Genomic DNA, 23,017 nt, shown 5'->3' on the forward strand with positions numbered 1-23,017 from the left:
GCGGGCGTTCCGCGGTGCTCGGAGGCAAGCGGCTCGGAGCCGTCGGCCCGGTGGCAGGCGGCTTGGAGACCGGCGGCCCGGAGGCCGGCGGCTCGGGCGCCAGCCGAGCCTAGCCCATTGTTACCTATACTCACAATGAACCTAGTCCTGATACTCTCCGGGCATGCCCTCCCCCCAGACCGATCCCGGTACGAGCGCGGACCCGGCCGTCGACACGGGCCACGTGGCGAACGCGGGCCCCGTGGCCGGCGCGGACCCGGTGGCGCGCGCCGGCCGGCCCGACGGCACGCCCGCCGCACCCGACACCGACCTCGCCGAACAGCTCGTACGGCTCACCCGGCGGATGCACCGCGCCCAGAAGCGGCACCTGGAACCGCTCGCCCTCACCCCCGCGCAGTCCCGGCTGCTGCGCATCGTGGCGCACTGCGACACCCCGCCCCGGATGGCGGACCTGGCAGCGCGCCTGGACGTCGTACCGCGGGCCGTGACCACCCTGGTGGACGCGCTGGAGGCGGCGGACGCGGTACGCCGGGTGCCGGACCCGGCCAACCGCCGGGTGGTGCGGATCGAGCTGACCGAGACCGGCCGGACGACACTCGGGGCGCTGCGGAACGCGCGCCGGGCCGCCGCGGAGGACATCCTTGCTCCATTGACCGCCGACCAGCGCGAGCAGCTGGGCGGCCTGCTGGCCACCCTGGTCGACGGGCCGGGGCGGCGCTGCTGACCCGCTGGGCCGCTGACGAGGAGGAGCCATGCCGCTGCTGGAGCCGGAGCCGACCGCCCTGCGGCCCGCCACGACCGAGGGCCCGACGGTCGACCGGGTGCCGGACGGGCAGGCGTCCGGGACCCCCGAACCGCTGCGCGGCGACCTGATCGCGTTGCTCGGCCCGGAGAAGGTCCTGCACGGCCTGTCCGACCTGGTGAAATACGCCTCGGACGCCAGCCCGTACCGCTTCGTGCCGCAGGTGGTCGTGGTCGCGGAGGACGTCGACGACGTCTCGGCGGTCTTCTCCTACGCGCACGGCCACGGCCGGAAGGTCGTCCTGCGCGCCGCCGGCACCTCGCTCAACGGTCAGGCACAGGGCGAGGACATCCTCGTCGACGTGCGCCGCCACTGGGACGGCATCGAGGTACTGGGCGACGGCGAGCGGGCCCGCATCGGCCCCGGAACCACCGTCGCGCGGGCCAACGTCACGCTCGCCCGGCACGGCCGGCTGCTCGGCCCCGACCCGGCCAGCGCCATCGCCTGCACCGTCGGCGGCGTCGTCGCCAACAACGCCTCCGGCATGACCGCCGGCACCACCCGGAACTCCTACCGCACCCTGGCCTCCGCCACCGTCGTCCTCCCCTCCGGCACCGTCGTGGACACCGCGGACCCCGCCGCCGACGAGGAGCTGGCCCACGCCGAACCGGCACTGTGCGAAGGTCTGCTGGCCCTGAAGGCGGAGATCGAGGCCGACCCGGAGCTGACCGCCCGCATCCGCGCCAAGTACACCCTCAAGAACACCAACGGCTACCGGCTCGACGCGTTCCTCGACGGCAGCACGCCCGTCGAGATCCTGCGCGGCCTGATCGTCGGCTCACAAGGCACCCTCGGCTTCATCGCCGAGACGGTATTCGAGACCCTCCCGCTGGGCCGCCACACCTCCACCGCATTGCTCTTCTTCCCCGATCTGCGGGCCGCTGCCGCCGCCGTCCCGCGCTTCAACGAAGCGGGCGCGCTCGCCGTGGAGCTGATGGACGGCAACACCCTGCGCGCCTCGGTCCGGGTCGCCGGAGTGCCCGCCGACTGGGCGGCACTCCCCACGGAAACGACCGCGCTGCTCGTGGAGTTCCGCGCGCCCGACGAAGAGCGGCAGGCGGCGTACGAGGCCGCCGCCGAGCAGGTACTGAACGACTTGGACCTGGTCGCGCCGGTCGAGTCCGTCACCAACGAGTTCACCCGCGACCCGGGCACCATCGCGGGCTACTGGAAGGCCCGCAAGGCGTTCGTCACGGCGGTCGGCGGCTCCCGGCCGACCGGTACGACCCTGCTCACCGAGGACTTCGCCGTACCGCCCGCGCGGCTCGCGGACGCCTGCACCGCGCTGCTGGAACTGCAGGCCCGGCACGGCTTCGACGCCGCGGTCGCCGGCCATGCCGCCCACGGCAACCTGCACTTCCTCCTCGCGTTCGACGCCGCCAAGCCCGAGGACGTGGCGCGCTACGCCGCGTTCATGGACGAGTTCTGCCGGATGACCGTGGAACGCTTCGACGGCTCACTCAAGGCCGAGCACGCCACCGGACGCAACATCGCGCCCTTCCTGGAGCTGGAGTGGGGCCCGCGCGCCACGGACCTGATGTGGCGGATCAAGGAGCTGTTCGACCCGCACGGCATCCTCGCGCCGCGCGTCGTCCTGGACCGCGATCCCAAGGCCCACCTCCGCGGCCTCAAGACCATCCCCGAGGTCGAGGCGGTCGCCGATCCCTGCATCGAGTGCGGCTTCTGCGAGCCGGTCTGCCCCAGCCGCGACCTCACCACCACGCCCCGCCAGCGCATCGTGCTGCGCCGCGAGATGATGCGCCAGCACCCGGACTCGCCGGTCACCGGCGCGCTCCTGGACGCGTACGGCTACGACGCGGTGGACACCTGCGCGGGCGACTCCACGTGCAAGCTGGCCTGCCCGGTCGGCATCGACACCGGCGCGATGATGAAGGAGTTCCGGCACCGGCGGCACTCCCCGCGCGAGGAGAAGGCCGCCGCGCTCGCCGCGAAGCGCTTCAAGGCGGTCGAGGCGTCGGCCCGGCTCGCCGTCGCGGCGGCCGACCGGATCGGCGAGCGGCTCGGCGACCGGCTGCTGGAGACGGTGACGGACGCCGCCCGCAGGGCCGTGCACCCCGACCTCGTACCGCGCTGGCTGCCCGAGGTCCCCGGCGCCGCGGCCCGCCGGCTGCCGCCCACCCGCAAGCAGGACGCGGTCGCCGTCTACTACCCCGCCTGCGTGAACCGCATCTTCGGCGAACCGGACGGATACGAGGGGCCCTCGCTCCCCGAGGCCGTCGTCGCGGTCTCCCGGCGGGCCGGGAAGCCGGTGTGGATCCCCGACGACGTCGCCGGCACCTGCTGCGCCACCATCTGGCACTCCAAGGGATACGACGAGGGCAACGCCGTGATGGCGAACCGGATCGTGGCGGCGGCCTGGGGCTGGACGGCGGGCGGCCGGCTGCCGCTCGTCGTGGACGCCTCGTCCTGCACCCTCGGCATCGCCCACGAGGTCGTCCCGTACCTCACCGAGGACAACAAGCAGCTGCACGCCGAGCTGACCGTCGTCGACTCCGTCGTCTGGGCCGCCGAGGAACTGCTGCCGCACCTCGAAGTGCTGCGCACCGTGGACTCCGCGGTGCTGCACCCCACCTGTTCGATGCGCCACCTGGGTGACGAGGCACAGCTGCGTACGGTCGCGGAGGCGTGCGCCCGGGAGGTCGTCGTGCCGGACGACGCGGGCTGCTGCGCCTTCGCGGGCGACCGCGGCATGCTGCACCGGGAGCTGACCGAGGCGGCGACGGCCCGGGAGGCCGCCGAGGTGACGTCCCGTCACTTCGATGCGCACCTCTCGGCGAACCGCATGTGCGAGGTGGGCATGGACCACGCGACGCGGGGCCGCGGGTACTACTCGGTGCTGATGGAGCTGGAACGCGCGACGCGGCCCGCCTGAGGGACGGGCCGCGCGCGCCGGTGCCACGGGCGCCGGGTCAGCTCTTGGCACCCACGTGCAGCGCCACCGCGCCCTTGGCGGGCACGGTCACCTGGGCCTTGCCGTCGTCGCCGACCTTGACGGTGTTGCCGTCGCAGTCGTCGGGTGCGGCCTTGGCGACGTTGCAGTACGTGCCCGCGGGCAGCGAGGTCGCGAAGGTCTCGGACAGCTCGCCGTCCCCGGCGTTGAGCGCGACGAAGCCCTTGCCGTCACGTGCGAAGGCGAGCGCGCTCGACCCGTTGTCCCACCAGTCGGTCAGCTCGGCGCCGCCGACCGCGTTGCGGAAGCCCACCATTCCGGTGATCTCCTGCTTGGCGTGCATGTCCGTCCAGCCGTCGGCGCCGCTGGGCGGGCCCGCGTCCTTGTCGGACCACTCGTAGCCGGAGAAGACGTTCGGCGAGCCGTAGGGCGAGGCCAGCATGAAGACATTGGCGAGCGTGTACGCCGCGCCGTCCTTGTACGTGAGGGTCGAGCCGTTACGCTCGGTGTCCCAGTTGTCGACAAAGGTACGTGCCGACCCGCTGCTGAGCTTGCCGTCGGCGACATTCTTGAGCTGGGCGATGCTGCCCCCTTGGAAGGCGCTCTTGAGGTGGCCCCCGTAACGGAACTCGTCGACGTCGCCGACCTTCGTGTACTCGTCGGGCTGCACCGCCTCGCCGCCCCCGTAGATGACTTCGGAGACCCAGAAGCCCGGGTCGCTCATCTTGCCCTTGATCGCGGCCAGGTCGCCGGCCGCCATGTGCTTGGCGGCATCGATGCGGAAGCCGTCGACGCCGAGCGAGCGCAGGTCGTCGAGGTACTTGGCGATGGTGGTGCGGACGGCGTCGCTGCCGGTGTCCAGGTCGGCCAGCCCGACCAGTTCGCACTGCTGCACGTTGTCGCGGTCGCCGTAGTCGGAGATGTCCTTGCGGCAGGAGTGGAAGTCCTGGTCCTTGAAGTACCCGGGGTAGTCGTACTTCGTGTACTGCGTGCCGCCGGTCCCGGTGCCGGAGCCGGACGACATGTGATTGATGACGGCGTCGGCGACGACCTTGACGCCCGCCTTGTGGCAGGCGGAGACCATGGACGCGAACGCGTCGCGGTCGCCGAGCCGGCCCGCGATCTTGTAGCTCACCGGCTGATACGACGTCCACCACTGGTCGCCCTTGATGTGCTCCGAGGCCGGCGAGACCTCGACGTAGCCGTAGCCGGCCGGGCCGAGCTGGTCGGTGCAGATCTTGGCGACGTCCGCGTACGGCCGCTCGAACAGCGTGGCCGTGACGGTCTTCTTGCCGGGCGGGGTGGCCTGCGAGCTCCAGGGAGCGAGCGCGGCGAGGCCGCCGGCGACGAGCACGCCGGCCAGTGTGCCGCCGAGTATCCGGGAACGATGCTGCAACATGCGGCTCCTTCAGCGTTCGGGCGCGGCGGACCGCGCCCTCGAAGGCAGCCACGCGCCGAGGCCGCCGTGGGGGGAATCCGCGAGGGAGCCTGCCTTTACGAAGTGAACACGTCAAGGCATTCCGCAAGAATTTCCAGCGGCTTGCGCAAGAGAAGAGTCCAAGTGTTCGCCTCAGGAGTCCAATTCGCCCCCTTGTGGCGCGTACGTATCAACCGCCAGGGTCCTCACCGGGGTTCGCGAACGTCCGCCGGCATACGCGGTGCCGCGAGCCGTCCGCACGCGCACGAGTACTCGCACGTCCGCACGGCGGCCGGGGCGCACCCGGCCGTCCATGCCGAGCCCCGTCCGCACACAGCCCCACCCGAGGTCCGTCCGAGGTCCACGTACGCAGCCGCCGGGCACTGTCCGCACTCCAGGAGGCCCCATGCATGAGGCAAGACCCGAGCAGCACGACGACGAGAACCGCCGCCCCGCCGCCCCGGACGGCACGGAGCCGGCCGAGGCGCCGCGGGAGAACGGCCCGAGCCGCCGGTCGGTCCTGCGGACCGCGACCACGGCCGGTGCCGGGCTCGGCCTGACCGGGTTCGCGGCGTTCGGCGGGGGCACCCCGGCGGCGGCCGCGCCGGCACCCGAAGCCACCCCGGACACCGCCGCCGCCCCGAAGCGGCGCGGCAAGACGATGATCGGCGTACCGTTCGAGGGCCGCAGCACCGTACGCGTCGGCATCGTCGGCCTCGGCAACCGCGGCGGCTCCATGATCGACCTCTTCCTCGCCGTGCCGAACACCCGCGTCGTGGCCATCTGCGACCCGGTCAAGGAGAAGACCGCCAGGGCCGCGAAGAAGGTCACCGACGCGGGGCAGCCGGCGCCCGCCGTCTACGCCAAGGGCGACCACGACTTCGAGAACCTCTGCAAGCGCGGCGACATCGACTTCGTGTACGTCGCCACGCCCTGGGACTGGCACTTCGAGATGGCGAAGACGGCCCTGCTGAACGGCAAGCACGTGGGCGTCGAGTGCCCGATAGCGCTCCGGCTGGACCAGCTGTGGGAACTGGTCGACCTCTCGGAGTACACCCGCAAGCACTGCCTCCAGCTGGAGAACTGCTGTTACGGGCGGAACGAGATGCGGGTGCTGCGGATGGCGCACGCCGGCCTCTTCGGCGACCTGCTGCACGGCGCCGGCGCCTACAACCACGACCTGCGCGGCCTGATGTTCGACCCGGACTACTACGAGGGCCCGTGGCGGCGGCTGTGGCACACCCGGCTGCGCGGCGACCTGTACCCGAACCACGGGTTCGGGCCCGTCGCCAACTACATGGACGTCAACCGCGGCGACCGCGCCGTACGGATCTCCAGCTTCGGCACTCCTTCACTGGGCCTGGCCGCGTACCGCAAGGCGCACATGCCGGCCGGCGACCCGAGCTGGAAGGAGACGTACATCGAGAGCGACCGGACGATCTCCCTGGTCCAGACGGCCAAGGGCCGGGTCATCCGGCTGGAGCACGACGTCTCGACCCCGCACCCGTACAGCCGCATCAACAGCCTGGGCGGCACGAAGGGCGTCTTCGAGGACTACCCGGAGCGGATCTACCTCGAGCCGGACCACAGCAACGACCAGTGGGGCGACTTCGGCGCGTACGCCGAGTGGGACCACTGGCTGTGGAAGGAACACGCCAACCCGCCGGGCGGCCACGGCGGCATGGACTACATGCTGGTCTTCCGGCTGACCCAGTGCATGCACCTGGGCCTGGTCCCGGACTTCGACGTGTACGACGCGGCGACCTGGACCTCGCCCGTGCCGCTCAGCGACCTGTCGATCAAGGCCCAGGGCAAGCCGATGGAGATCCCGGACTTCACGCGCGGCGACTGGAAGAAGGCGCGGCCGGGGATGGACTCGGCGAAGCCGGAGGGGTGAGCGCAGGTGGGACGCCGGAGCCCGGCCGTTGCGTGCCGGGCTCCGGCGTCCCGAGTACTCACTTCTCGGTGGCCGCGTCCTGAGCGGTGGGCGTCTTGGCGGCGGACGTCTCGGCGGCGGACGCCTTCGGCGCGGCGGCGTCCGGAGTCGCGGGCGCCTTCGCGGCATCGGCGTCCGGAGTCGCGGGCGCCTGCGGGGCATCGGCGTCCGGAGTCGCGGGCGCCTGCGGGGCGCCGGGCACCTTCGGCACGCCGGGCGTCTCCGGCGCGGCGGCCGGCAGCTCGCCGTCGAGGACCTTCTTCGCCGTCACACGGTCCAGCGCACCCTCCCACCGCGAGACCGCGAACACCGCCACACAGTTGCCGAGCAGGTTGGTCGCCACCCGCATCGAGTCCATGATCCGGTCGACGCCGAGCAGCAGCGCCACCGCCGCCGCGGGAATGACACCCAGCGCGGACGCGGTCGCCGACAGCGCCAGGAACGCCGAACCGGGCACGCCCGCCATCCCCTTGCTGGTCAGCATCAGCACCAGCACGACAGTGATTTGCTGACCTATCGACAGATCGACCCCGACGGCCTGCGCGATGAAGAGCGTGCCGATGGACAGGTAGATCGACGCTCCGTCGAGGTTGAAGGAGTAGCCGGTCGGCAGCACCAGGCCGACCGCGTCGTCCCGGCAGCCGGCCGCCCGCAGCTTCTGCATCATGCGCGGCATGACCGTCTCACTGGAGCCCGTCCCGAGGGCCAGCAGCAGCTCCTCACGGGTGTACCGGACGAACTTCCACAGGCTGAGCCCGGTGACCGCCTTGAGCGCGAGCCCCAGCAGCACGAGGAAGGCCAGCGCGACGCCGTAGCAGACCGCGATCAGCTTCGCGTACGTCGTCATCGCGCCGAGGCCGTACTCGCCCACCAGGTGCGCGGTGGCGCCGCAGACGGCGAGCGGGGCGAGGCGCATGATGTAGCCGACGATCGTGAAGACGACGTCCTGCGCCTGCTCGATGAACGGCAGGATCTGCGGCACCCTCGTCTGCCCGAGGTGCAGCAGCGCGGCGCCCACCAGGCAGGACAGTACGAGAACCTGGAGCAGCGAGTTCTCCGCGAACGCCCCGACCGCGCTGTCCGGCAGCGATTCGAGGATGAACTGCGCGGTCGAGGGCAGGTGCCCGCCGCCGGTCTTCGCGTCCACCGCGCCCTGGTCGAGCGACGCGGGGTCGACGTTCATGCCCGTACCGGGACCGAACACATTGCCCGCGAGCAGGCCGACGACCAGCGCGACGGTGGTCGCCACCTCGAACCAGATCAGCGCCTTCAGGCCGATCCGGCCGAACGCCTTCAGGTCGCCGGCCTTGGTGATGCCGGCGACGACGACGCAGAAGACGAGCGGCGCGATCATCGCCTTGATCAGCCGGACGAAACCGTCACCGAGCGGCTGGACGGCCGAGCCGAACTCCGGCCACAGCCGTCCGACGACGATCCCGACGAACAGGGCCACGAGGACCTGCGTGAACAGACTGGTGCGCAGCATGCGGCCAGCCCGGCGAACGAGCGCTCCGGTGGCGTGCGGCACGGGCTCTCCCTGGGACGGATTTTGGGATACGGAAAGGGAATTCCGTGGTCCGTCACTATGGCCGAGCCTCGTTCCTCATAGAAGAGGCCGGTGTTACATCGAAGAAAATCTTGGAGATTGCTCCAAGTAACCGGCGGTACGCCTTTCCGTCACCATGGGGGTCGCCCTGTCCGAGGGTTCAGGGGTCCGAGGGTCAGAGGTCCGAGGGTCAGCCCTCCAAGTGGGCCTTGTCGCCCATGACCACGACCGGGTGCTGTGCCGGATCGAGCGTGCGCAGCAGGTACCGCATGCCGGACTTCGGAATGCTGACGCAGCCGGACGTACCGCTCCCGTGGTCCAGGTGCAGCCAGATGCTGCCGCCCTTGGCCTGCCCCTCGGGACGGGCCGGGTCCAGCGGCGAGACGCCCTGGGCGCGGTTGTAGTTGATGGCGATGACGTAGTCGAAGTCGTGCCGCGTCCGCTTCGCCCAGTACGAGGGCGGGGTGAAGGCCGCCGACGCGGTGTACGGCAGCTTCGCGCCCGGATCGGGCAGCACGCCGCCGGCGTCAGTGAGCGAGTACACCCCGACCGGGCTGCGCTTGTCCCCCTCGTGGTGATCCAGCGTCCACCCGCGCTTGCCGTTGTGGCCCTGCCAAGTGCGGACGCGGGTCCAGGTGTTGCCGGCGCTCCCGGTCTCCTTCGCGTCGCTGGCGTTCTTCACGCTCGCCGCGTTCTTCGCGCCGTTCGCGTTGTTGGCGTTGTTGGCGTTGTTCGCACTGTTGGCGTTCTTCACGTGGCTGGCGCTCTTCGCGCTCTCCGCGTCGTTCGAGTTCTCCGCGCCGTCCGCGTTCTTCGCGCCGTCCGCGTCTCTCGTGTACAGCACGACCGTCGACGTGGTGGCGTCCTCGCCGGTCCCGTAGACCGCGATCACCTGCCGGGAGTCGGCCGGAATCCGGGACTGCAGCCGCTGCCCGACGCCGGGAATCCGCTTCAGCCCCGTCGACGCCATGCTGCCGGGCTCCCCCGCGCGCCCGTCGGACTCCTTGCCCTTGCCCTGGCCCTCCGCTCCGCCGCAGCCGGCGACGAGAACGAGCCCCGCGGCAGCCAGCGCGGCAGCCCGTATCCCCGCGACCGTCCGCTTCCGCCCGGCCGTCCTACCTGTACTCAGCATGGTCCCCATGGTCGCACCGCCCGTCCTCGCATGATCCGCCGAGGTATCACCCCCTGTACGGAGCTGTACGAAAGGCCGGACATCGTGGCCCGATCCATGCGTTCCGTCAGAAAAACGATTGAAAAACCCGGCCATTCCACGCCAACCTTCCATGGCTCCGCCCCGCTCCCGCCACGGGCGCCGGCGGCACGCTCCTGTCCGCTGCGCCTGCCTCGCCCGGCGGGGCACCACCCCACTCTTCCGGCCGGGGCTCGCGCCGGCCTCCACAATCGACGAAACGCTTGGACGTCATGCAGATTCGCGATCTACCGCATCTGGACCCGGGTGTCCCCGACGTCCGTACCGGCGGCCGCTTCCTGGTCTGGCTCTACCGCAGGCAACTGGGCGGCCAGCTCAAGGCCATGGCCTGGGGTCTGGTGCACACCGGTGCCGTCGCCTCCTTCCCCCTGCCGGTGGGCATCGCCGTACAGGCCGTCGCCGACCGCTCCGGCGACCGGCTCGCCCTCGCGGGCGGGCTGATGCTGCTGCTGGGCGTGCTGGTCGCGGTCGGTGACACGATGCTGCACCGCGCCGCCGTCACCAACTGGATCACCGCCGTCGCCCGCATCCAGCAGCTGCTCGCACGTAAGACCGCGGAGCTGGGCTCGGCCCTGACCCGGCGGGTCGCGGCCGGCGAAGTGGTCGCGGTGAGCACCGGTGACCTGGAGAAGATCGGATGGTTCGTCGAGGCCGTCTCCCGTTTCTCGGCCGCCGCGCTCACCTCCGTCGGCGTGTGCGTGGCGCTGGTGCTCTACCAGCCCGCGCTGGGCGTCGTGGTCGCGGTCGGGGTGCCCGTCGTGGCGCTGGCCGTGCTGCCGCTGCTGCCGCGGGCGACGCGCCGGGCCGACGAACAGCGCGAGAAGGCCGGGTACGCCACGGAGCTGGCCTCCGACACCGTCGCCGGCCTCCGTGTGCTGCGCGGCATCGGCGGCGAGGAGCTGTTCCTCGGCCGGTACCGCAACGCTTCCCAGGACGTCCGCAAGGCCGCCGTGCGCAGTGCCCGGATGTGGTCGCTGATCTCGGCCGTCCAGGTGGCCCTGCCGGGGCTGCTGCTGATCGCGGTGGTCTGGTACGGGGTACGGCTGGCCCTGGACGGACGCATCGAGGTCGGCGAACTGGTCACGATGTACAGCGCGGTCACCTTCCTGCTCTATCCGTTGCAGCACTTCGAGGAGATTGCCCAGGCGTACTCCTTCTCCCGCCCTTCCGCGAAGCGGGCCGCCCGCGTCCTGGCGCTCAGCCGTCCGGCCGAGGGCCGCGTCACGGACCACGCTCCGCTCACCGGCGACCTGTACGACCCGGTCACCGGCCTGCTGGCCCCGGCCGGCCGCCTCACGGCAGTGGTCTGCGGCGACCCGGACGCGGCAGGCCACTTGGCAGAACGCCTCGGCGGCCACCCGGCGAGCGCACCGGAGGAGCCCGAGCAGGGGGCGGGCCTGACGGATTCGGCGAAGACGGCGGACGCGGCGCCTGCCGTAGGTACCGCGCGGGCCGCCGTGATTGCCGCGGAGGCTGCCGATGCGGCGAACACCGCAGGCGCGACTGATACGGCGACTGCCGCGGAACGGGGTGGTGCGATGAATACGGCCAACGCCGTGGCCCCGGCGTACGCAGTGGGCGGCGACACTGACGGCAACGTCGCGGCGACCGGAGCGGCGCCCGCGCACACCGCCCACCCCTCCCCCGTCCCCTCCGTCGAACTCGGTGGCACCGCGCTGGACGACGTGCCCCGGGACGCCGCCCGCGCGGCGGTGCTGGTCCAGGACAAGGACCCGGTGCTGCTCTCCGGCACACTGCACGAACTGTTCGACGTACCGTCCTCCGGCTCGGTCACCGCCGAACAGGCCCTGGCCGCCGCCCAGTGCGACGACGTACTGGCCGCGCTCGCCCAGGCCGGCACCGATGGATCGGACGACCCGATGCGCAGCCGCATCACCGAACGCGGCCGCTCGCTCTCCGGTGGCCAGCGCCAGCGGCTCGCACTGGCCAGGTCGCTGGTCACCGATCCCGAGGTGCTGGTGCTCGACGAGCCGACCAGCGCGGTCGACTCGCACACCGAGGCCCGGATCGCGGACGGCCTGCGCGCCCTGCGCGAGGGCCGGACCACGGTCGTGCTCACCTCCAGCCCGTTGCTGCTGGACCGCGCGGACCAGGTGGTCTTCCTGCCCGACGGCAAGGTCACCGCGGTCGGCCCGCACCGCGAACTCCTCCGCACCAGCCCGGCCTACCACGCGGTCGTCACCCGAGAACCCGACGAGGACACCACCGGGGACACGGCCGCCCGCCCGGGCGATGCCCCGGACAACGGCCCGGTGCGCGATGGCCGGGTGGGCGATGGCCCGGACAACGGCCCGGTGGGCGATGGTCCGATGGGCGATGGCCGGGTGGGCGATGGTCCGGTGGGCGATGACCCGGCCCACGCGTCGCACCGCGGCGCGGACGCCGGACGGGACGGCAGCGGAGACGACGGTCCTCCGAGCGGCGGCCGGGGCACTGTGCCAGGCACCGCCCCGGGCATCGCCCCGGAAGGCGACTCCGACGCGCTCCTTCCGCCGCCCGCGGATCACGACTCCACCCCCTCGCGCGCCCGGGTGGGCGCGCTCGACTCCATCGAGGAGACGGCATGATCGGCCTGGCGCCGCCGGAGCACGATCCGGAAGCCGCACGTACCACGACCATCCTCCCCGTCGGCTCCCCCGCGACCGTACGCAGCTACGTCGCGGGGCTGATCCGCCGCCACCGCACGGCATTCGTCCTCCTCGTCACCGTCAACGCCATCGCCGTCATCGCCTCGATGGTCGGCCCCTATCTCCTCGGCGGCCTCGTGGAAGGCCTCGCGGACGGCGCGCGCGACATCCATCTGGAGCGCACCATCGGCCTGTTCGCGCTCGCCCTGATCATCCAGACCGTCTTCGTACGGATGGTCCGGCTGCGCGGCGCGATGCTCGGCGAGCGGATGCTGGCGGACCTGCGCGAGGACTTCCTCGTACGGTCCGTCGCTCTGCCGCCCGGCGTGCTGGAACGGGCGGGCACCGGCGACCTGCTGTCCCGTATCACCACGGACATCGACCGACTGGCCAACGCCATGCGCGAGGCGGTGCCGCAGCTGTCGATCGGCGTGGTCTGGATCGGACTGCTCCTCGGGGCGCTCGGCCTGACCGCACCGCCACTCGCCCTGTCCGTCCTCGTCCCGCTGCCCCTGCTGATCGTCGGCTGCCGCTGGTACTTCAAACGGGCGCCGAGTGCGTACCGTTCCGAGGCCGCCGGATACGCCGCCGTGTCCGCCGCGCTCACCGAGACGATCGACGCGGGCCGGACCATCGAGGCCCACCGGCTCGGCGACCGCCGCACCCGGCTGTCGGAGCGGCGCATTCGCGAGTGGACCCAGTGGGAGCGCTACACGCTCTACCTCCGCTCGGTCCTCTTCCCGGTGATCAACGGCACCCACACCTTGAATCTCGGTGCCGTCCTGATGTTCGGCGGTGTCTTCGTCTTCCAGGGCTGGATGACGATCGGCCAGCTCACCACGGGCGCACTGCTCTCGCAGATGATGATCGAGCCGATCGGCATGGTCCTGCGGTGGTACGACGAACTGCAGGTGGCCCAGGTGTCGATCGCGCGCCTCGTCGGCGTGCGGGAGATCGAGCCGGAGGCCGCGGACGAGCGGATCGCCCCCGACGGCCGGCACGTACGCGCCGACGGCGTCCGCTTCGGCTACCGCGCCGACGTCGACGTCCTGCACGACGTCTCGCTGCGGGTCCGGCCCGGCAGCCGGGTGGCACTCGTCGGCCCGTCCGGCGCGGGCAAGTCGACGCTGGGCCGGCTCCTCGCCGGGATCTACGCGCCCCGCAAGGGCGAGGTCACCCTCGGCGGCGCCGAGCTGTCCCGGATGCCGGCGGAGCGAGTACGTGCCCACGTGGCACTGGTCAACCAGGAGCACCACGTCTTCGTCGGCTCGCTCCGCGACAACCTGCTGCTGGCCCGCACCGGCGCGGACGACGCCGAACTGTGGGCGGCGCTGGGCGCGGTCGACGCGGACGGCTGGGCGCGGGGGCTGGAGAAGGGACTGGACACGGAGGTCGGCTCCGGCGGGCACGCGCTGACGCCGGCACAGGCCCAGCAGATCGCGCTGGCCCGGCTCGTCCTGGCGGACCCGCACACGCTGGTCCTCGACGAGGCCACCTCGCTCCTGGACCCGCGGGCCGCCCGTCACCTGGAGCGCTCGCTGGGCAAGGTCCTGGACGGCCGCACGGTCGTCGCCATCGCCCACCGGCTGCACACCGCCCACGACGCGGACGTCATCGCCGTGGTCGAGGACGGCCGCATCACCGAACTGGGCAGCCACGACGCCCTGGTCTCCGCCAACGGCCCCTACGCCGCCCTCTGGCGCTCCTGGCACGCCTGACCACGGCCCCGCGGCTGCGCCGGCCGACGGCCCCAGGCACCTGAGGCCGCCGACCCGGTGACTGAAGGATCCGCGAGTGGGACGTTCGCCAGGGGACGCCCCACGGGCGAGCCGCCGGTTGTCAGGAGGCCGGCAGGTGGGCCGGTCGCCAGGCAGCTGGCAGATGAGCCGGTGGCCAGAGGCCCTGCGCACGAGCCGCCGGCCGCCGGCCGCCGGGAGGGTGACAGGTGGGCCGGTCGCCAGGGAACCTGCGGGCAAGCGGCCGGTCGCCAGGCAACTGACGGGTGGGTCGGTCGCCAGGGGACCGACGGACGAACCGCCGGTCGCCGGGAGGGCGACAGGTGGCCGGTCGCCGGGAGGCCGGCAGGTGGGCCGGTCGCCAGGGAGCCTGTAGGCAAGCGGCCGGTCGCCAGGCAGCTGGCAGGTGGGCCGGTCGCCGGAGAGCCTGCGGGCAGATCGATCGCCTGGGGACCTGCAGGCGAGCCGCCGGTCGCCAGGCGGCCTGCGGATGAGCCGTTCGCCAGGAAGCTTGCGGTCAGGCCGGTCGCCAGAGGGCCGGGGCCGTGCCCGGGATCCAGCCGCGGCCCTGGGCCCGGCAGCAACCTGGGGGCCCGCCGCGGCCGGGGAGCCTGCCGGAGACCGGAGGTGTGCCGTAGCTCCGGGACCTGCCGAAGGCCGAAGCCCAGGGTCTCCAGGGAACCTACGGGCAGGCCGGTTGCCAGGAAGCTGCTCCCGGGAGGCTGCCGTGAGGGGGGAGCCTGTCGCAGCCCGGACACCTGCCGGAAGCCGAGCCCCAAGGCCCCCGGCGAACCTACCGGCAAGCCGGGCGCCAGAAAGCCGAGCCCGGGAGGCTGCCGTGAGCGGGGAGCCTGGCGTCGTCCGGGGGCCTGTCGTAACCCGGAGACCTGTCCAAGGCCGAGTCCCCCTGCCTCCGAGGAGCACGCCCCGCGACAGCCGCGCGAGCCGTTCGGCGCGCGCGGGCGCTGGGCAGCCAGGCCGCTGGGAAAGCAGTCCACCTGCCGCCCGGCCGCATCGACCGCCGCGAAGCCCCGCTGCCGACGGACGTACTCGTCGGTGGCCCGGCCGCCGGGCAGGGCACCCCTGCGCCGGGACTCCGGCCCTCCGCACGGGCCGGTGGACTGCCGCGCTTCCTTCTCGTACGGCCCAGTGGCCAGCCGAGTCCGCGCCTCGTTCCCCTACGGGCGGACGGCCGAACGGCACCGCGCCTGGTTCCCCTACGAGCCGACGACCGACCGGCACCGGGTCTCGTTCTGCTACCGGCCGGCGGCCGACCGGTACCGAGTCTCGCTTTCGTACCGGCCAGTGGCCTACAGCAGGCCGAGGGCCGTCAGGCCGCCTATGCCGCCGAGGAGGGTGAAGATCGGCATCAGGACCTTCAGCTCCACCCAGCTGCCCGCGCGGAAGCGCATGCTCTTGGGCGGGCCGACCGGGTACCAGCGCTTGCGGCCGATCGGGATGGGCCACATGATCGGGCAGCCCGAGACCGTGAGCGCGTCGCCGATGTCGTGCACCAGCGCACCCAGCACGATCGGGAGCCCCAGCCACAGGTACGCCTGCCCCGGCTCGGTGAACAGCCAGTGCGAGCCGTTCCCCGGCTGGTCCAGCACTCCGGCGAGGATCCACGCCGAGGCCGCACCCAGCAGCCAGACCAGCACATCGCTGGAGACCCGGGCCGCCCGCCACAGCAGCCCTTCGATGGCGAGCACCATGTGCACGAAGAGGATGCCGAGCACCGCCCAGCGGCGCCCTGCATGGCCAGTACCGACATGCCGGCGCCGACGAGCACCGCCCACAGCCAGGTGTGCGTCAAGGTGCGGTGACCACCGGACCGGCGTGCGTCGCCCTTCATCCGAGTGGCTTTGTAGACCGCGTGCGAGATGTTGTCGACGACCTCGCACAGGCCCCGGGACAGCGGCCCGAAGGCACGAGAGATCGTGGCCGCCTTGTGGTCCAGGTCGGGGGCGAGGGCCGCACCGGCGCAGATCAGCGCGCCGACGACAACCACCGGCCAGGGCATCGGGTGGCCCAGGGCGCCGGCCGCCGCGCCCACCCCCAGCCAGGCCGCGGCCCCGGACAGCGAGTGCGCCGGTCCCATCATGGTTGTTCCCCACCCCTAGTCGTTTTGGTTCTCGCGCCGATGCCCTCCGCGGTCGCGCCGCCGGCGCTTCTGGTCGCGAAGATGACGCGTGGTCGGCGACACAGCGTAGCGTCAGATGATCACCGTAGGACCCGCCGGTTCCCCCTTCGGGGGTGAAGGAAGGCAGTATGGGGGCGTGACCCTCATCGATCATCTGCCGAACGACGCCGACCCCGATGCCCTCTTCGAAGCCTTTTCGACCTGGGCCGAAGAGCAGGGCATCTCGCTCTACCCTGCCCAGGAGGAGGCACTGATCGAGGTGGTCTCGGGGGCGAACGTCATCCTGTCCACCCCCACCGGCTCCGGAAAAAGCCTGGTCGCGGCGGGCGCGCACTTCACCGCCCTGGCCAATGATCAGGTCACCTTTTACACGGCCCCCATCAAGGCCCTGGTGTCGGAGAAGTTCTTCGACCTGTGCAAGCTCTTCGGCACCGAGAACGTCGGCATGCTCACCGGCGACGCCTCCGTGAACGCCGACGCGCCCGTCATCTGCTGCACCGCCGAGGTGCTCGCCTCGATCGCGCTGCGGGACGGCAAGGACGCCGACATCGGCCAGGTCGTCATGGACGAGTTCCACTTCTACGCCGAGCCGGATCGCGGCTGGGCCTGGCAGATCCCGCTGCTGGAGCTGCCGCAGGCACAGTTCGTGCTGATGTCGGCGACGCTCGGCGACGTCGCGATGTTCGAGAAGGACCTGACGCGGCGCACCGGCCGGCAGACCTCGGTCGTGCGGTCCGCGACGCGGCCCGTGCCGCTGTCGTACGAGTACCGCACGACACCGATGACGGAGACGCTGACCGAGCTGCTGGAGACGCACCAGTCGCCGGTCTACATCGTGCACTTCACACAGGCCGCGGCCGTGGAGCGGGCGCAGGCCCTGATGAGCATCAACATGTGCACGCGGGCCGAGAAGGACGAGATCGCCAAGCTGATCGGCAATTTCCGTTTCACCACCAAATTCGGGCAGAACCTCTCGCGGTACGTACGCCACGGCATCGGCGTGCACCACGCCGGCATGCTGCCGAAGTACCGGCGGCTCGTGGAGAAGCTGGCCCAGGCCGGCCTGCTGAAGGTGATCTGCGGGACGGACACGCTCGGCGTGGGCGTCAATGTGCCGATCCGAACCGTGCTGTTCACCGCGCTGACGAAGTACGACGGGAACCGGGTGCGCACCCTGCGGGCCCGTGAGTTCCACCAGATCGCCGGCCGGGCCGGACGCGCCGGCTTCGACACTGCCGGCTTCGTCGTCGCCCAGGCACCCGAGCACGTCATCGAGAACGAGAAGGCGCTCGCGAAGGCGGGTGACGACCCGAAGAAGCGCCGCAAGGTCGTGCGGAAGAAGGCCCCCGAGGGCTTCGTCAACTGGGGTCAGAACACCTTCGAGAAGCTGATCGCCTCCGAGCCGGAGCCGCTGACCTCCCGCTTCCGCGTCACCCACGCGATGCTGCTCTCCGTGATCGCGCGGCCCGGCAACGCCTTCGAGGCCATGCGCCGGCTGCTGGAGGACAACCACGAGTCGCGCAAGAACCAGCTGCGGCACATCCGGCGGGCCATCGCCATCTACCGCTCGCTGCTGGACGGCGGGATCGTCGAGCGCCTGGAGGAGCCGGACGCCGAGGGCCGGATCGTACGGCTCACCGTCGACCTGCAGCAGGACTTCGCGCTCAACCAGCCGCTGTCCACCTTCGCGCTGGCCGCCTTCGACCTGCTGGACCCCGAGTCGCCCTCCTACGCGCTGGACATGGTCTCGGTCGTGGAGTCCACCCTGGACGACCCGCGGCAGATCCTGGCCGCCCAGCAGAACAAGGCCAAGGGCGAGGCGGTCGCCCAGATGAAGGCCGACGGCGTCGAGTACGAGGACCGCATGGAGCGCCTCATGGACGTCGAGTACCCCAAGCCGCTGGAGGAGCTGCTCTCCCACGCCTACGACCTCTACCGCCGCAGCCACCCCTGGGTCGGCGACCACCCCCTCTCGCCCAAGTCGGTCATCCGCGACATGTACGAGCGGGCCATGACCTTCACGGAGTTCGTTTCCTTCTACGAGCTGGCCCGCACCGAGGGCATCGTGCTGCGCTACCTCGCGAGCGCCTACAAGGCGCTGGACCACACCGTGCCCGACGACCTGAAGTCCGAGGACTTCGAGGACATCATCGCCTGGCTCGGCGAGATGGTCCGCCAGGTCGACTCCAGCCTCCTGGACGAGTGGGAACAGCTCGCCAACCCGGAGGAGGAGACGGCCGAGGAGGCCATGGAGCACGCGGACGAGGTCAAGCCGGTCACCACCAACGTGCGGGCCTTCCGGGTGCTCGTCCGCAACGCCATGTTCCGGAGGGTGGAGCTCGCGGCGCTGGACAAGGTGGAGGAGCTGGGCGAGCTGGACGCCGACTCCGGCTGGGACGCGGACGCCTGGGCCGAGGCGATGGACGCCTACTGGGACGAGTACGAGGACCTGGGCACCGGCCCGGACGCCCGGGGCCCCAAGCTGCTGCAGATCGAGGAGGACCCGGAGCACGGCCTGTGGCGCGTGCGCCAGACCTTCGCCGACCCGAACGGCGACCACGACTGGGGCATCTCCGCCGAGGTGGATCTCGCCGCCTCGGACGAGGAGGGCCGTGCGGTCGTGCGCGTCACGTCCGTGGGCCAGCTCTGACCATGGATATCCGTCCGGTCCCGGTCGCGGGCGCTCGCCCGGGACCGGGCGCCGGGACTCACACTCCTCCGACCGAAGGCCTCTGCTCCGACCGCTCTCCGACGACGAAGGACACCCGTAGATGACCAATCCGGCGGAAAAGCTGGTGGACCTGCTCGATCTGGAACAGATCGAGGTGAACATCTTCCGCGGCCGCAGCCCCGACGAGTCCCTGCAACGCGTCTTCGGCGGCCAGGTCGCCGGGCAGGCACTGGTGGCCGCCGGCCGGACCACGGAAGGCGACCGCCCGGTGCACTCGCTGCACGCGTACTTCCTTCGGCCGGGCCGGCCCGGGGTGCCCATCGTGTACCAGGTGGAGCGGGTGCGGGACGGGCGTTCCTTCACCACGCGCCGCGTCGTGGCCGTCCAGCAGGGGCGCACGATCTTCAATTTGACCGCCTCCTTTCACAAGCCCGAGCCGGGGTTCGAGCATCAGCTTCCGATCGGCCGTGTCGTGCCGCCCCCGGAGGAACTGCCGACCGTTTCCGAAGAGGTCCGGGAGCACCTGGGCGGACTGCCCGAGGCGCTGGAGCGCATGGCCCGTCGCCAGCCCTTCGACATCCGGTACGTCGACCGGCTGCGCTGGCTGCCGGAGGAGATCGAGGGTGCGGAGCCGCGCAGTGCCGTATGGATGCGGGCGGTCGGGCCGCTGGGTGACGACCCGCTCGTCCACACCTGCGCGCTGACGTACGCCAGCGACATGACGCTGCTGGATGCCGTGCGGATTCCGATCGAACCGCTGTGGGGTCCGCGCGGATTCGACATGGCGTCGCTCGACCACGCGATGTGGTTCCACCGGCCGTTCCGTGCCGACGAGTGGTTCCTCTACGACCAGGAGTCGCCGATCGCCACGGGTGCCCGGGGTCTGGCCCGCGGCCGCATCTACGACCGCGAGGGCAGGCTGCTCGTCTCCGTCGTCCAGGAAGGGCTCTTCCGGAAGCTGGGTGACTGAGGCCGGGTCCGGCCGGCGGAGCCGCGGGCGCGGCGGGTCAGGAACACGCCGTGCCGTGCGGGGGCTCCTCCGGTGGCCGCCGGCCTGGGGCGGGTCCGGGACGCCGGGCCGGCAGCCGTGCGGGCGCGAGTGAGCCGCGCGCGGGGTGAGGGTCCCGCGGATGCCGTCGGTACGGCCGCTGTGGTCGGCGCGCTCGGTGCACCGGGAGCGCCGGATGGGCCTGGTGTCCTCGGCGCGCCCGGCGGGCTGGAGACTTCGCAAGCGCTCGAAACGCTCAGTGCGCCCCGCCGGTCGTCGATCCCGTCGGTCCCGCTCGTCTCCGCATTGCCAGTTGCCGCCTGGTCGGCTGCGCGGGGTCCGGCAGCGCCGTCCCGCTTTCCGGGCTTCGTACGTCCGCCGGCCGCCTTTCCGGCTTCCGGCACTGCCTCGGCCTCCCCCGGAGGCGGTGCGCCGAAGTGCATGACAGCCTCCGAGGGCCGCAGGGCCGGGGCCGGGTGTTCCTGGCGGGCGGCGTCGAGCTGCCGGGAGAGGCTGATGCGGTACCACATCACCTCGTCGAACTCCTCCGCCGTCTCGGCCCTTTCGACCGCCTCGCGGGTGCGGGGCGTATTCGCGTTGGCCGAGGAGAGGCAGGGCCTGAGCTTACGCAGCCAGATCCGCTCGGCGGGGTCGCGCACCAGCGATGCCAGTTCTTCCGGTGGCAGCACGGCGGCGATCGCGGCGGAAACCGCCCAGGAACCATCCGCCGCCGTCACGAGTTGTGCCACTCGCCGGCTCCGCCACAGCCGACCCCGCCAGTCCTGGCCCGACGTCAGCAGCGCCCGCATGGGCGGTGGCGTAGGCCCGTGGATGAGCCCGCATTCCTTGCCTGCGAAGGACGCCAGCTCCGTGGCCAGGTACTGCCAGACGATCGCGCCGTAGCGGTTCACATAGAAGCGGACGGGACCGAAGCAGCCGGCGCGGGCCAGCCGGAGGAACCTGCCGGGCGCGATTCCCATGAGCTCGGCGCCCTCCGTCGCGCCGACCACTCGGATCCGCTCACGGAGCGTGTCGGGGAATCCCCCTTCTTCCCGCAACCGCGCGATCTCGGTTGCGGGCACCCGCCGGCGGCCGGCCACGCTGCCGGGCCCCGGCGGTACCGTACTTACCTCGTCGAGCTGCACGGCGAGCTCGAACTCGCCGGTCTTCAATCCCAGTTCTCGGGCCGCTCGCCCCATCGCGAGTGTTTCCTGGCCCTCGTACATCGCGGTCATGTCACTTCTCCCCCGCTACAGTCCAATCACTGACAGTCACGACTGTAGTCGCGGAGTGTGACAGCGGGTCAACCCCCGCCTCAGACCTGTGGATAACTTTCCGGCTGCCGCGCCGCCACGGCGAGATGCTCGCCGACCCGGTTCACCAACAAGGTCATTTCGTACGCGATCTGCCCGAGGTCCGAATCGGCTTCGGCCAGCACGCACAGGCAGCTGCCGTCGCCCGCCGCCGTCACGAACAGCACTCCGTCGTCGAATTCGACCATGGTCTGCCGCACCCGGCCCGCCCGGAATTGCTGCCCCGAGCCCTTGGCCAGACTGTGCAGCCCGGAAGCGACCGCGGCCAGATGCTCGGCGTCCTCCCGCACCAGCCCCTTGCTCGCCCCGGTGACCAGGCCGTCGTTGGACAGCACGAGGGCGTGCCGTACCTGATCGACGCGTCCTGTCAGGTCGTCCAGCAGCCAGTCCAGTCCGCTGCTCAGTGCCATACCCGCTTCCTCCCCGTAACACCGTGCTACCTACTGGCGTGCGGCACCACCTGTCGCGCACCGCTGTGCCAGCCTCGCTCACCTCTGCCGTCTCGGCAAGCGGCCCGGCACGTCGGCGCGCGCCCTACTGCCGACGGGACGCCCGATACAGCAGGATGGCCCCATGGCACGAAAGATGACCAAGGACGAGTGGCAGGCGTTCCTTTCCGCCGGGACCCGCACGGGCAAGCTGGCGACCGTGCGGGCGGACGGGCGGCCGCACATCGCGCCCGTGTGGTTCCTGCTGGACGGCGACGACGTGGTCTTCGCCACCGGCGCTGACACGGTGAAGGGCAAGAACCTGATCCGGGACGGCCGGGTGGCGCTGTGCGTGGACGACGACCGGCCGCCGTTCGACTTCGTCGTGATCGAGGGACGCGCGCAGGTGAGCGACGACCTGCCGGAGGTGCGCGCGTGGGCGACTCGTCTCGCCGCGCGCTACATGGGTGACGAGCTGGCCGAGCAGTACGGGGCGCGCAACGGCGTGCCCGGTGAGGTGCTGGTCCGGGTCCGCGTCGACAAGGCGGTGGCCCTGGCGGAGGTCGCGAACTGAGCCCGGCGAGGGGCCGGCAGGGGACCTAGGGCCGGCCCGCCGTGTCGAGCATGCGGGCGGTGTGCATACGGCCCGCGTGCTCGACCAGCCGGATGAGGACTTCCTTGCCGGAGTCGCGGTCGCGGGCGTCGCACAGCATCACCGGCGTGCCGCTGTCCAGGTCCAGCGCCCGTGCCACGTCGTCCGCGCCGTACGAGTGCGCCTCGGGGAAGCAGTTGACGGCCACGAGGAAGGGCACCTGGCGGTTCTCGAAGTAGTCCACCGCCGGGAAGCAGTCCGCCAGCCTCCGGGTGTCGGCGAGGACGACGGCGCCGAGCGCACCGGCGGAGAGGTCGTCCCACATGAACCAGAAGCGGTCCTGTCCCGGCGTCCCGAAGAGGTACAGCGACAGGCCGCGTCTGATGGTAATGCGGCCGAAGTCCAGTGCCACCGTGGTGGTGGCCTTGCTGTCCACACCGCGGGTGTCGTCGACCGCTTCTCCCACCGCGCTGAGGTTCTCCTCCGTGCGCAGCGGACGGATCTCGCTGACCGCTGCGACCATCGTGGTCTTGCCGACGCCGAAGCCGCCCGCTATGAGGATCTTCAGAGCGAGCTCGGTCTCGTCCCGCTCTGTTCCGGGGTGCACGGAGTCCACGGAATCCATCGGTGCTGTCCTCCAGGAGGCGATGAGCGCGTCGGGGGCGCGCGGGTGGGCAGG

Annotated in this window: 13 protein-coding genes and 2 pseudogenes; 8 read left to right on the forward strand and 7 right to left on the reverse strand. The window is 71.7% G+C overall.

What is annotated here, in order from left to right; translation table 11 throughout:
• Positions 1–163 precede the first annotated feature (163 nt).
• Together C3486_RS21500 and C3486_RS21505 are read left to right on the forward strand one after the other, a co-directional pair.
• Positions 164–724 carry a MarR family winged helix-turn-helix transcriptional regulator gene (locus C3486_RS21500; protein ID WP_103834378.1) on the forward strand — a complete coding sequence of 187 codons (561 nt, stop codon included), beginning with the start codon at positions 164–166 and terminating at the stop codon, positions 722–724.
• A gap of 28 nt (positions 725–752) precedes the next feature.
• On the forward strand, positions 753–3,695 hold the full coding sequence (locus C3486_RS21505; RefSeq protein WP_103834379.1) for an FAD-binding and (Fe-S)-binding domain-containing protein: 2,943 nt from the start codon (positions 753–755) through the stop codon (positions 3,693–3,695).
• Positions 3,696–3,732: 37 nt separating this feature from the next.
• On the opposite strand, the gene C3486_RS21510 is transcribed toward C3486_RS21505, so the two are convergent.
• Entirely contained in the window at positions 3,733–5,112 is a 1,380-nt protein-coding gene (locus C3486_RS21510; protein ID WP_103834380.1) for an alpha-amylase family protein, read from the reverse strand.
• 424 nt (positions 5,113–5,536) lie between these two features.
• On the opposite strand from C3486_RS21510, the gene C3486_RS21515 reads away from it, so the two are divergent.
• Positions 5,537–7,027: a Gfo/Idh/MocA family protein gene (locus C3486_RS21515; RefSeq protein ID WP_103834381.1), complete on the forward strand. Its 1,491-nt coding sequence runs from the start codon at positions 5,537–5,539 to the stop codon at positions 7,025–7,027.
• A gap of 58 nt (positions 7,028–7,085) precedes the next feature.
• Here C3486_RS21515 and C3486_RS21520 read toward each other — a convergent pair whose 3' ends face one another.
• Positions 7,086–8,552 carry a cation:dicarboxylate symporter family transporter gene (locus tag C3486_RS21520; RefSeq protein WP_258052917.1) on the reverse strand — a complete coding sequence of 489 codons (1,467 nt, stop codon included), beginning with the start codon at positions 8,550–8,552 and terminating at the stop codon, positions 7,086–7,088.
• A 250-nt stretch (positions 8,553–8,802) separates the two neighbouring features.
• Complete coding sequence (locus C3486_RS21525; RefSeq protein WP_374936905.1) at positions 8,803–9,744, reverse strand: hypothetical protein; 942 nt, start codon at positions 9,742–9,744, stop codon at positions 8,803–8,805.
• Between the two features lie 290 nt (positions 9,745–10,034).
• Here C3486_RS21525 and C3486_RS21530 point away from each other — a divergent pair.
• Positions 10,035–12,038: pseudogene (locus tag C3486_RS21530) on the forward strand (ABC transporter transmembrane domain-containing protein); the annotation flags it as partial.
• 368 nt (positions 12,039–12,406) lie between these two features.
• Complete coding sequence (locus C3486_RS21535) at positions 12,407–14,188, forward strand: ABC transporter ATP-binding protein (protein WP_103834382.1); 1,782 nt, start codon at positions 12,407–12,409, stop codon at positions 14,186–14,188.
• A gap of 1,328 nt (positions 14,189–15,516) precedes the next feature.
• Here C3486_RS21535 and C3486_RS21540 read toward each other — a convergent pair.
• Positions 15,517–16,307, reverse strand: a pseudogene (locus C3486_RS21540) (metal-dependent hydrolase).
• Between the two features lie 175 nt (positions 16,308–16,482).
• Between C3486_RS21540 and C3486_RS21545 the strand changes: the two are divergent.
• Together C3486_RS21545 and C3486_RS21550 are read left to right on the forward strand one after the other, a co-directional pair.
• Complete coding sequence (locus tag C3486_RS21545; RefSeq protein WP_103834383.1) at positions 16,483–18,996, forward strand: RNA helicase; 2,514 nt, start codon at positions 16,483–16,485, stop codon at positions 18,994–18,996.
• Between the two features lie 121 nt (positions 18,997–19,117).
• Entirely contained in the window at positions 19,118–19,987 is an 870-nt protein-coding gene (locus C3486_RS21550; RefSeq protein WP_103834384.1) for an acyl-CoA thioesterase II, read from the forward strand.
• Here the strand turns inward: C3486_RS21550 and C3486_RS36975 are convergent.
• Together C3486_RS36975 and C3486_RS21560 are read right to left on the reverse strand one after the other, a co-directional pair.
• Entirely contained in the window at positions 19,918–21,240 is a 1,323-nt protein-coding gene (locus tag C3486_RS36975; RefSeq protein ID WP_146075034.1) for a DUF6397 family protein, read from the reverse strand. The two genes, C3486_RS21550 and C3486_RS36975, sit on opposite strands and share 70 nt — an antisense overlap.
• An 80-nt stretch (positions 21,241–21,320) precedes the next feature.
• Entirely contained in the window at positions 21,321–21,728 is a 408-nt protein-coding gene (locus C3486_RS21560; RefSeq protein ID WP_103834386.1) for a roadblock/LC7 domain-containing protein, read from the reverse strand.
• A gap of 163 nt (positions 21,729–21,891) precedes the next feature.
• On the opposite strand from C3486_RS21560, the gene C3486_RS21565 reads away from it, so the two are divergent.
• Positions 21,892–22,320, forward strand: a complete 429-nt coding sequence (locus tag C3486_RS21565) for a PPOX class F420-dependent oxidoreductase (RefSeq protein ID WP_103834387.1) — start codon at positions 21,892–21,894, stop codon at positions 22,318–22,320.
• 25 nt (positions 22,321–22,345) lie between these two features.
• On the opposite strand, the gene C3486_RS21570 is transcribed toward C3486_RS21565, so the two are convergent.
• Positions 22,346–22,963 carry an ATP/GTP-binding protein gene (locus C3486_RS21570; RefSeq protein ID WP_103834388.1) on the reverse strand — a complete coding sequence of 206 codons (618 nt, stop codon included), beginning with the start codon at positions 22,961–22,963 and terminating at the stop codon, positions 22,346–22,348.
• Positions 22,964–23,017 lie beyond the last annotated feature (54 nt).

Source organism: Streptomyces sp. Ru73 (assembly GCF_002920575.1).
Lineage (GTDB): Bacteria > Actinomycetota > Actinomycetes > Streptomycetales > Streptomycetaceae > Streptomyces.

Coding starts and splice junctions, on each gene's coding strand:
- C3486_RS21565 (WP_103834387.1), top strand. CDS start 21,892: ATGGCACGAAAGATGACCAAGGACGAGTGGCAGGCGTTCCTTTCCGCC.
- C3486_RS21505 (WP_103834379.1), top strand. CDS start 753: ATGCCGCTGCTGGAGCCGGAGCCGACCGCCCTGCGGCCCGCCACGACC.
- C3486_RS21510 (WP_103834380.1), bottom strand. CDS start 5,112: ATGTTGCAGCATCGTTCCCGGATACTCGGCGGCACACTGGCCGGCGTG.
- C3486_RS21500 (WP_103834378.1), top strand. CDS start 164: ATGCCCTCCCCCCAGACCGATCCCGGTACGAGCGCGGACCCGGCCGTC.
- C3486_RS21520 (WP_258052917.1), bottom strand. CDS start 8,552: ATGCTGCGCACCAGTCTGTTCACGCAGGTCCTCGTGGCCCTGTTCGTC.
- C3486_RS21570 (WP_103834388.1), bottom strand. CDS start 22,963: ATGGATTCCGTGGACTCCGTGCACCCCGGAACAGAGCGGGACGAGACC.
- C3486_RS21560 (WP_103834386.1), bottom strand. CDS start 21,728: ATGGCACTGAGCAGCGGACTGGACTGGCTGCTGGACGACCTGACAGGA.
- C3486_RS21525 (WP_374936905.1), bottom strand. CDS start 9,744: ATGCTGAGTACAGGTAGGACGGCCGGGCGGAAGCGGACGGTCGCGGGG.
- C3486_RS21550 (WP_103834384.1), top strand. CDS start 19,118: ATGACCAATCCGGCGGAAAAGCTGGTGGACCTGCTCGATCTGGAACAG.
- C3486_RS21535 (WP_103834382.1), top strand. CDS start 12,407: ATGATCGGCCTGGCGCCGCCGGAGCACGATCCGGAAGCCGCACGTACC.
- C3486_RS36975 (WP_146075034.1), bottom strand. CDS start 21,240: ATGACCGCGATGTACGAGGGCCAGGAAACACTCGCGATGGGGCGAGCG.
- C3486_RS21515 (WP_103834381.1), top strand. CDS start 5,537: ATGCATGAGGCAAGACCCGAGCAGCACGACGACGAGAACCGCCGCCCC.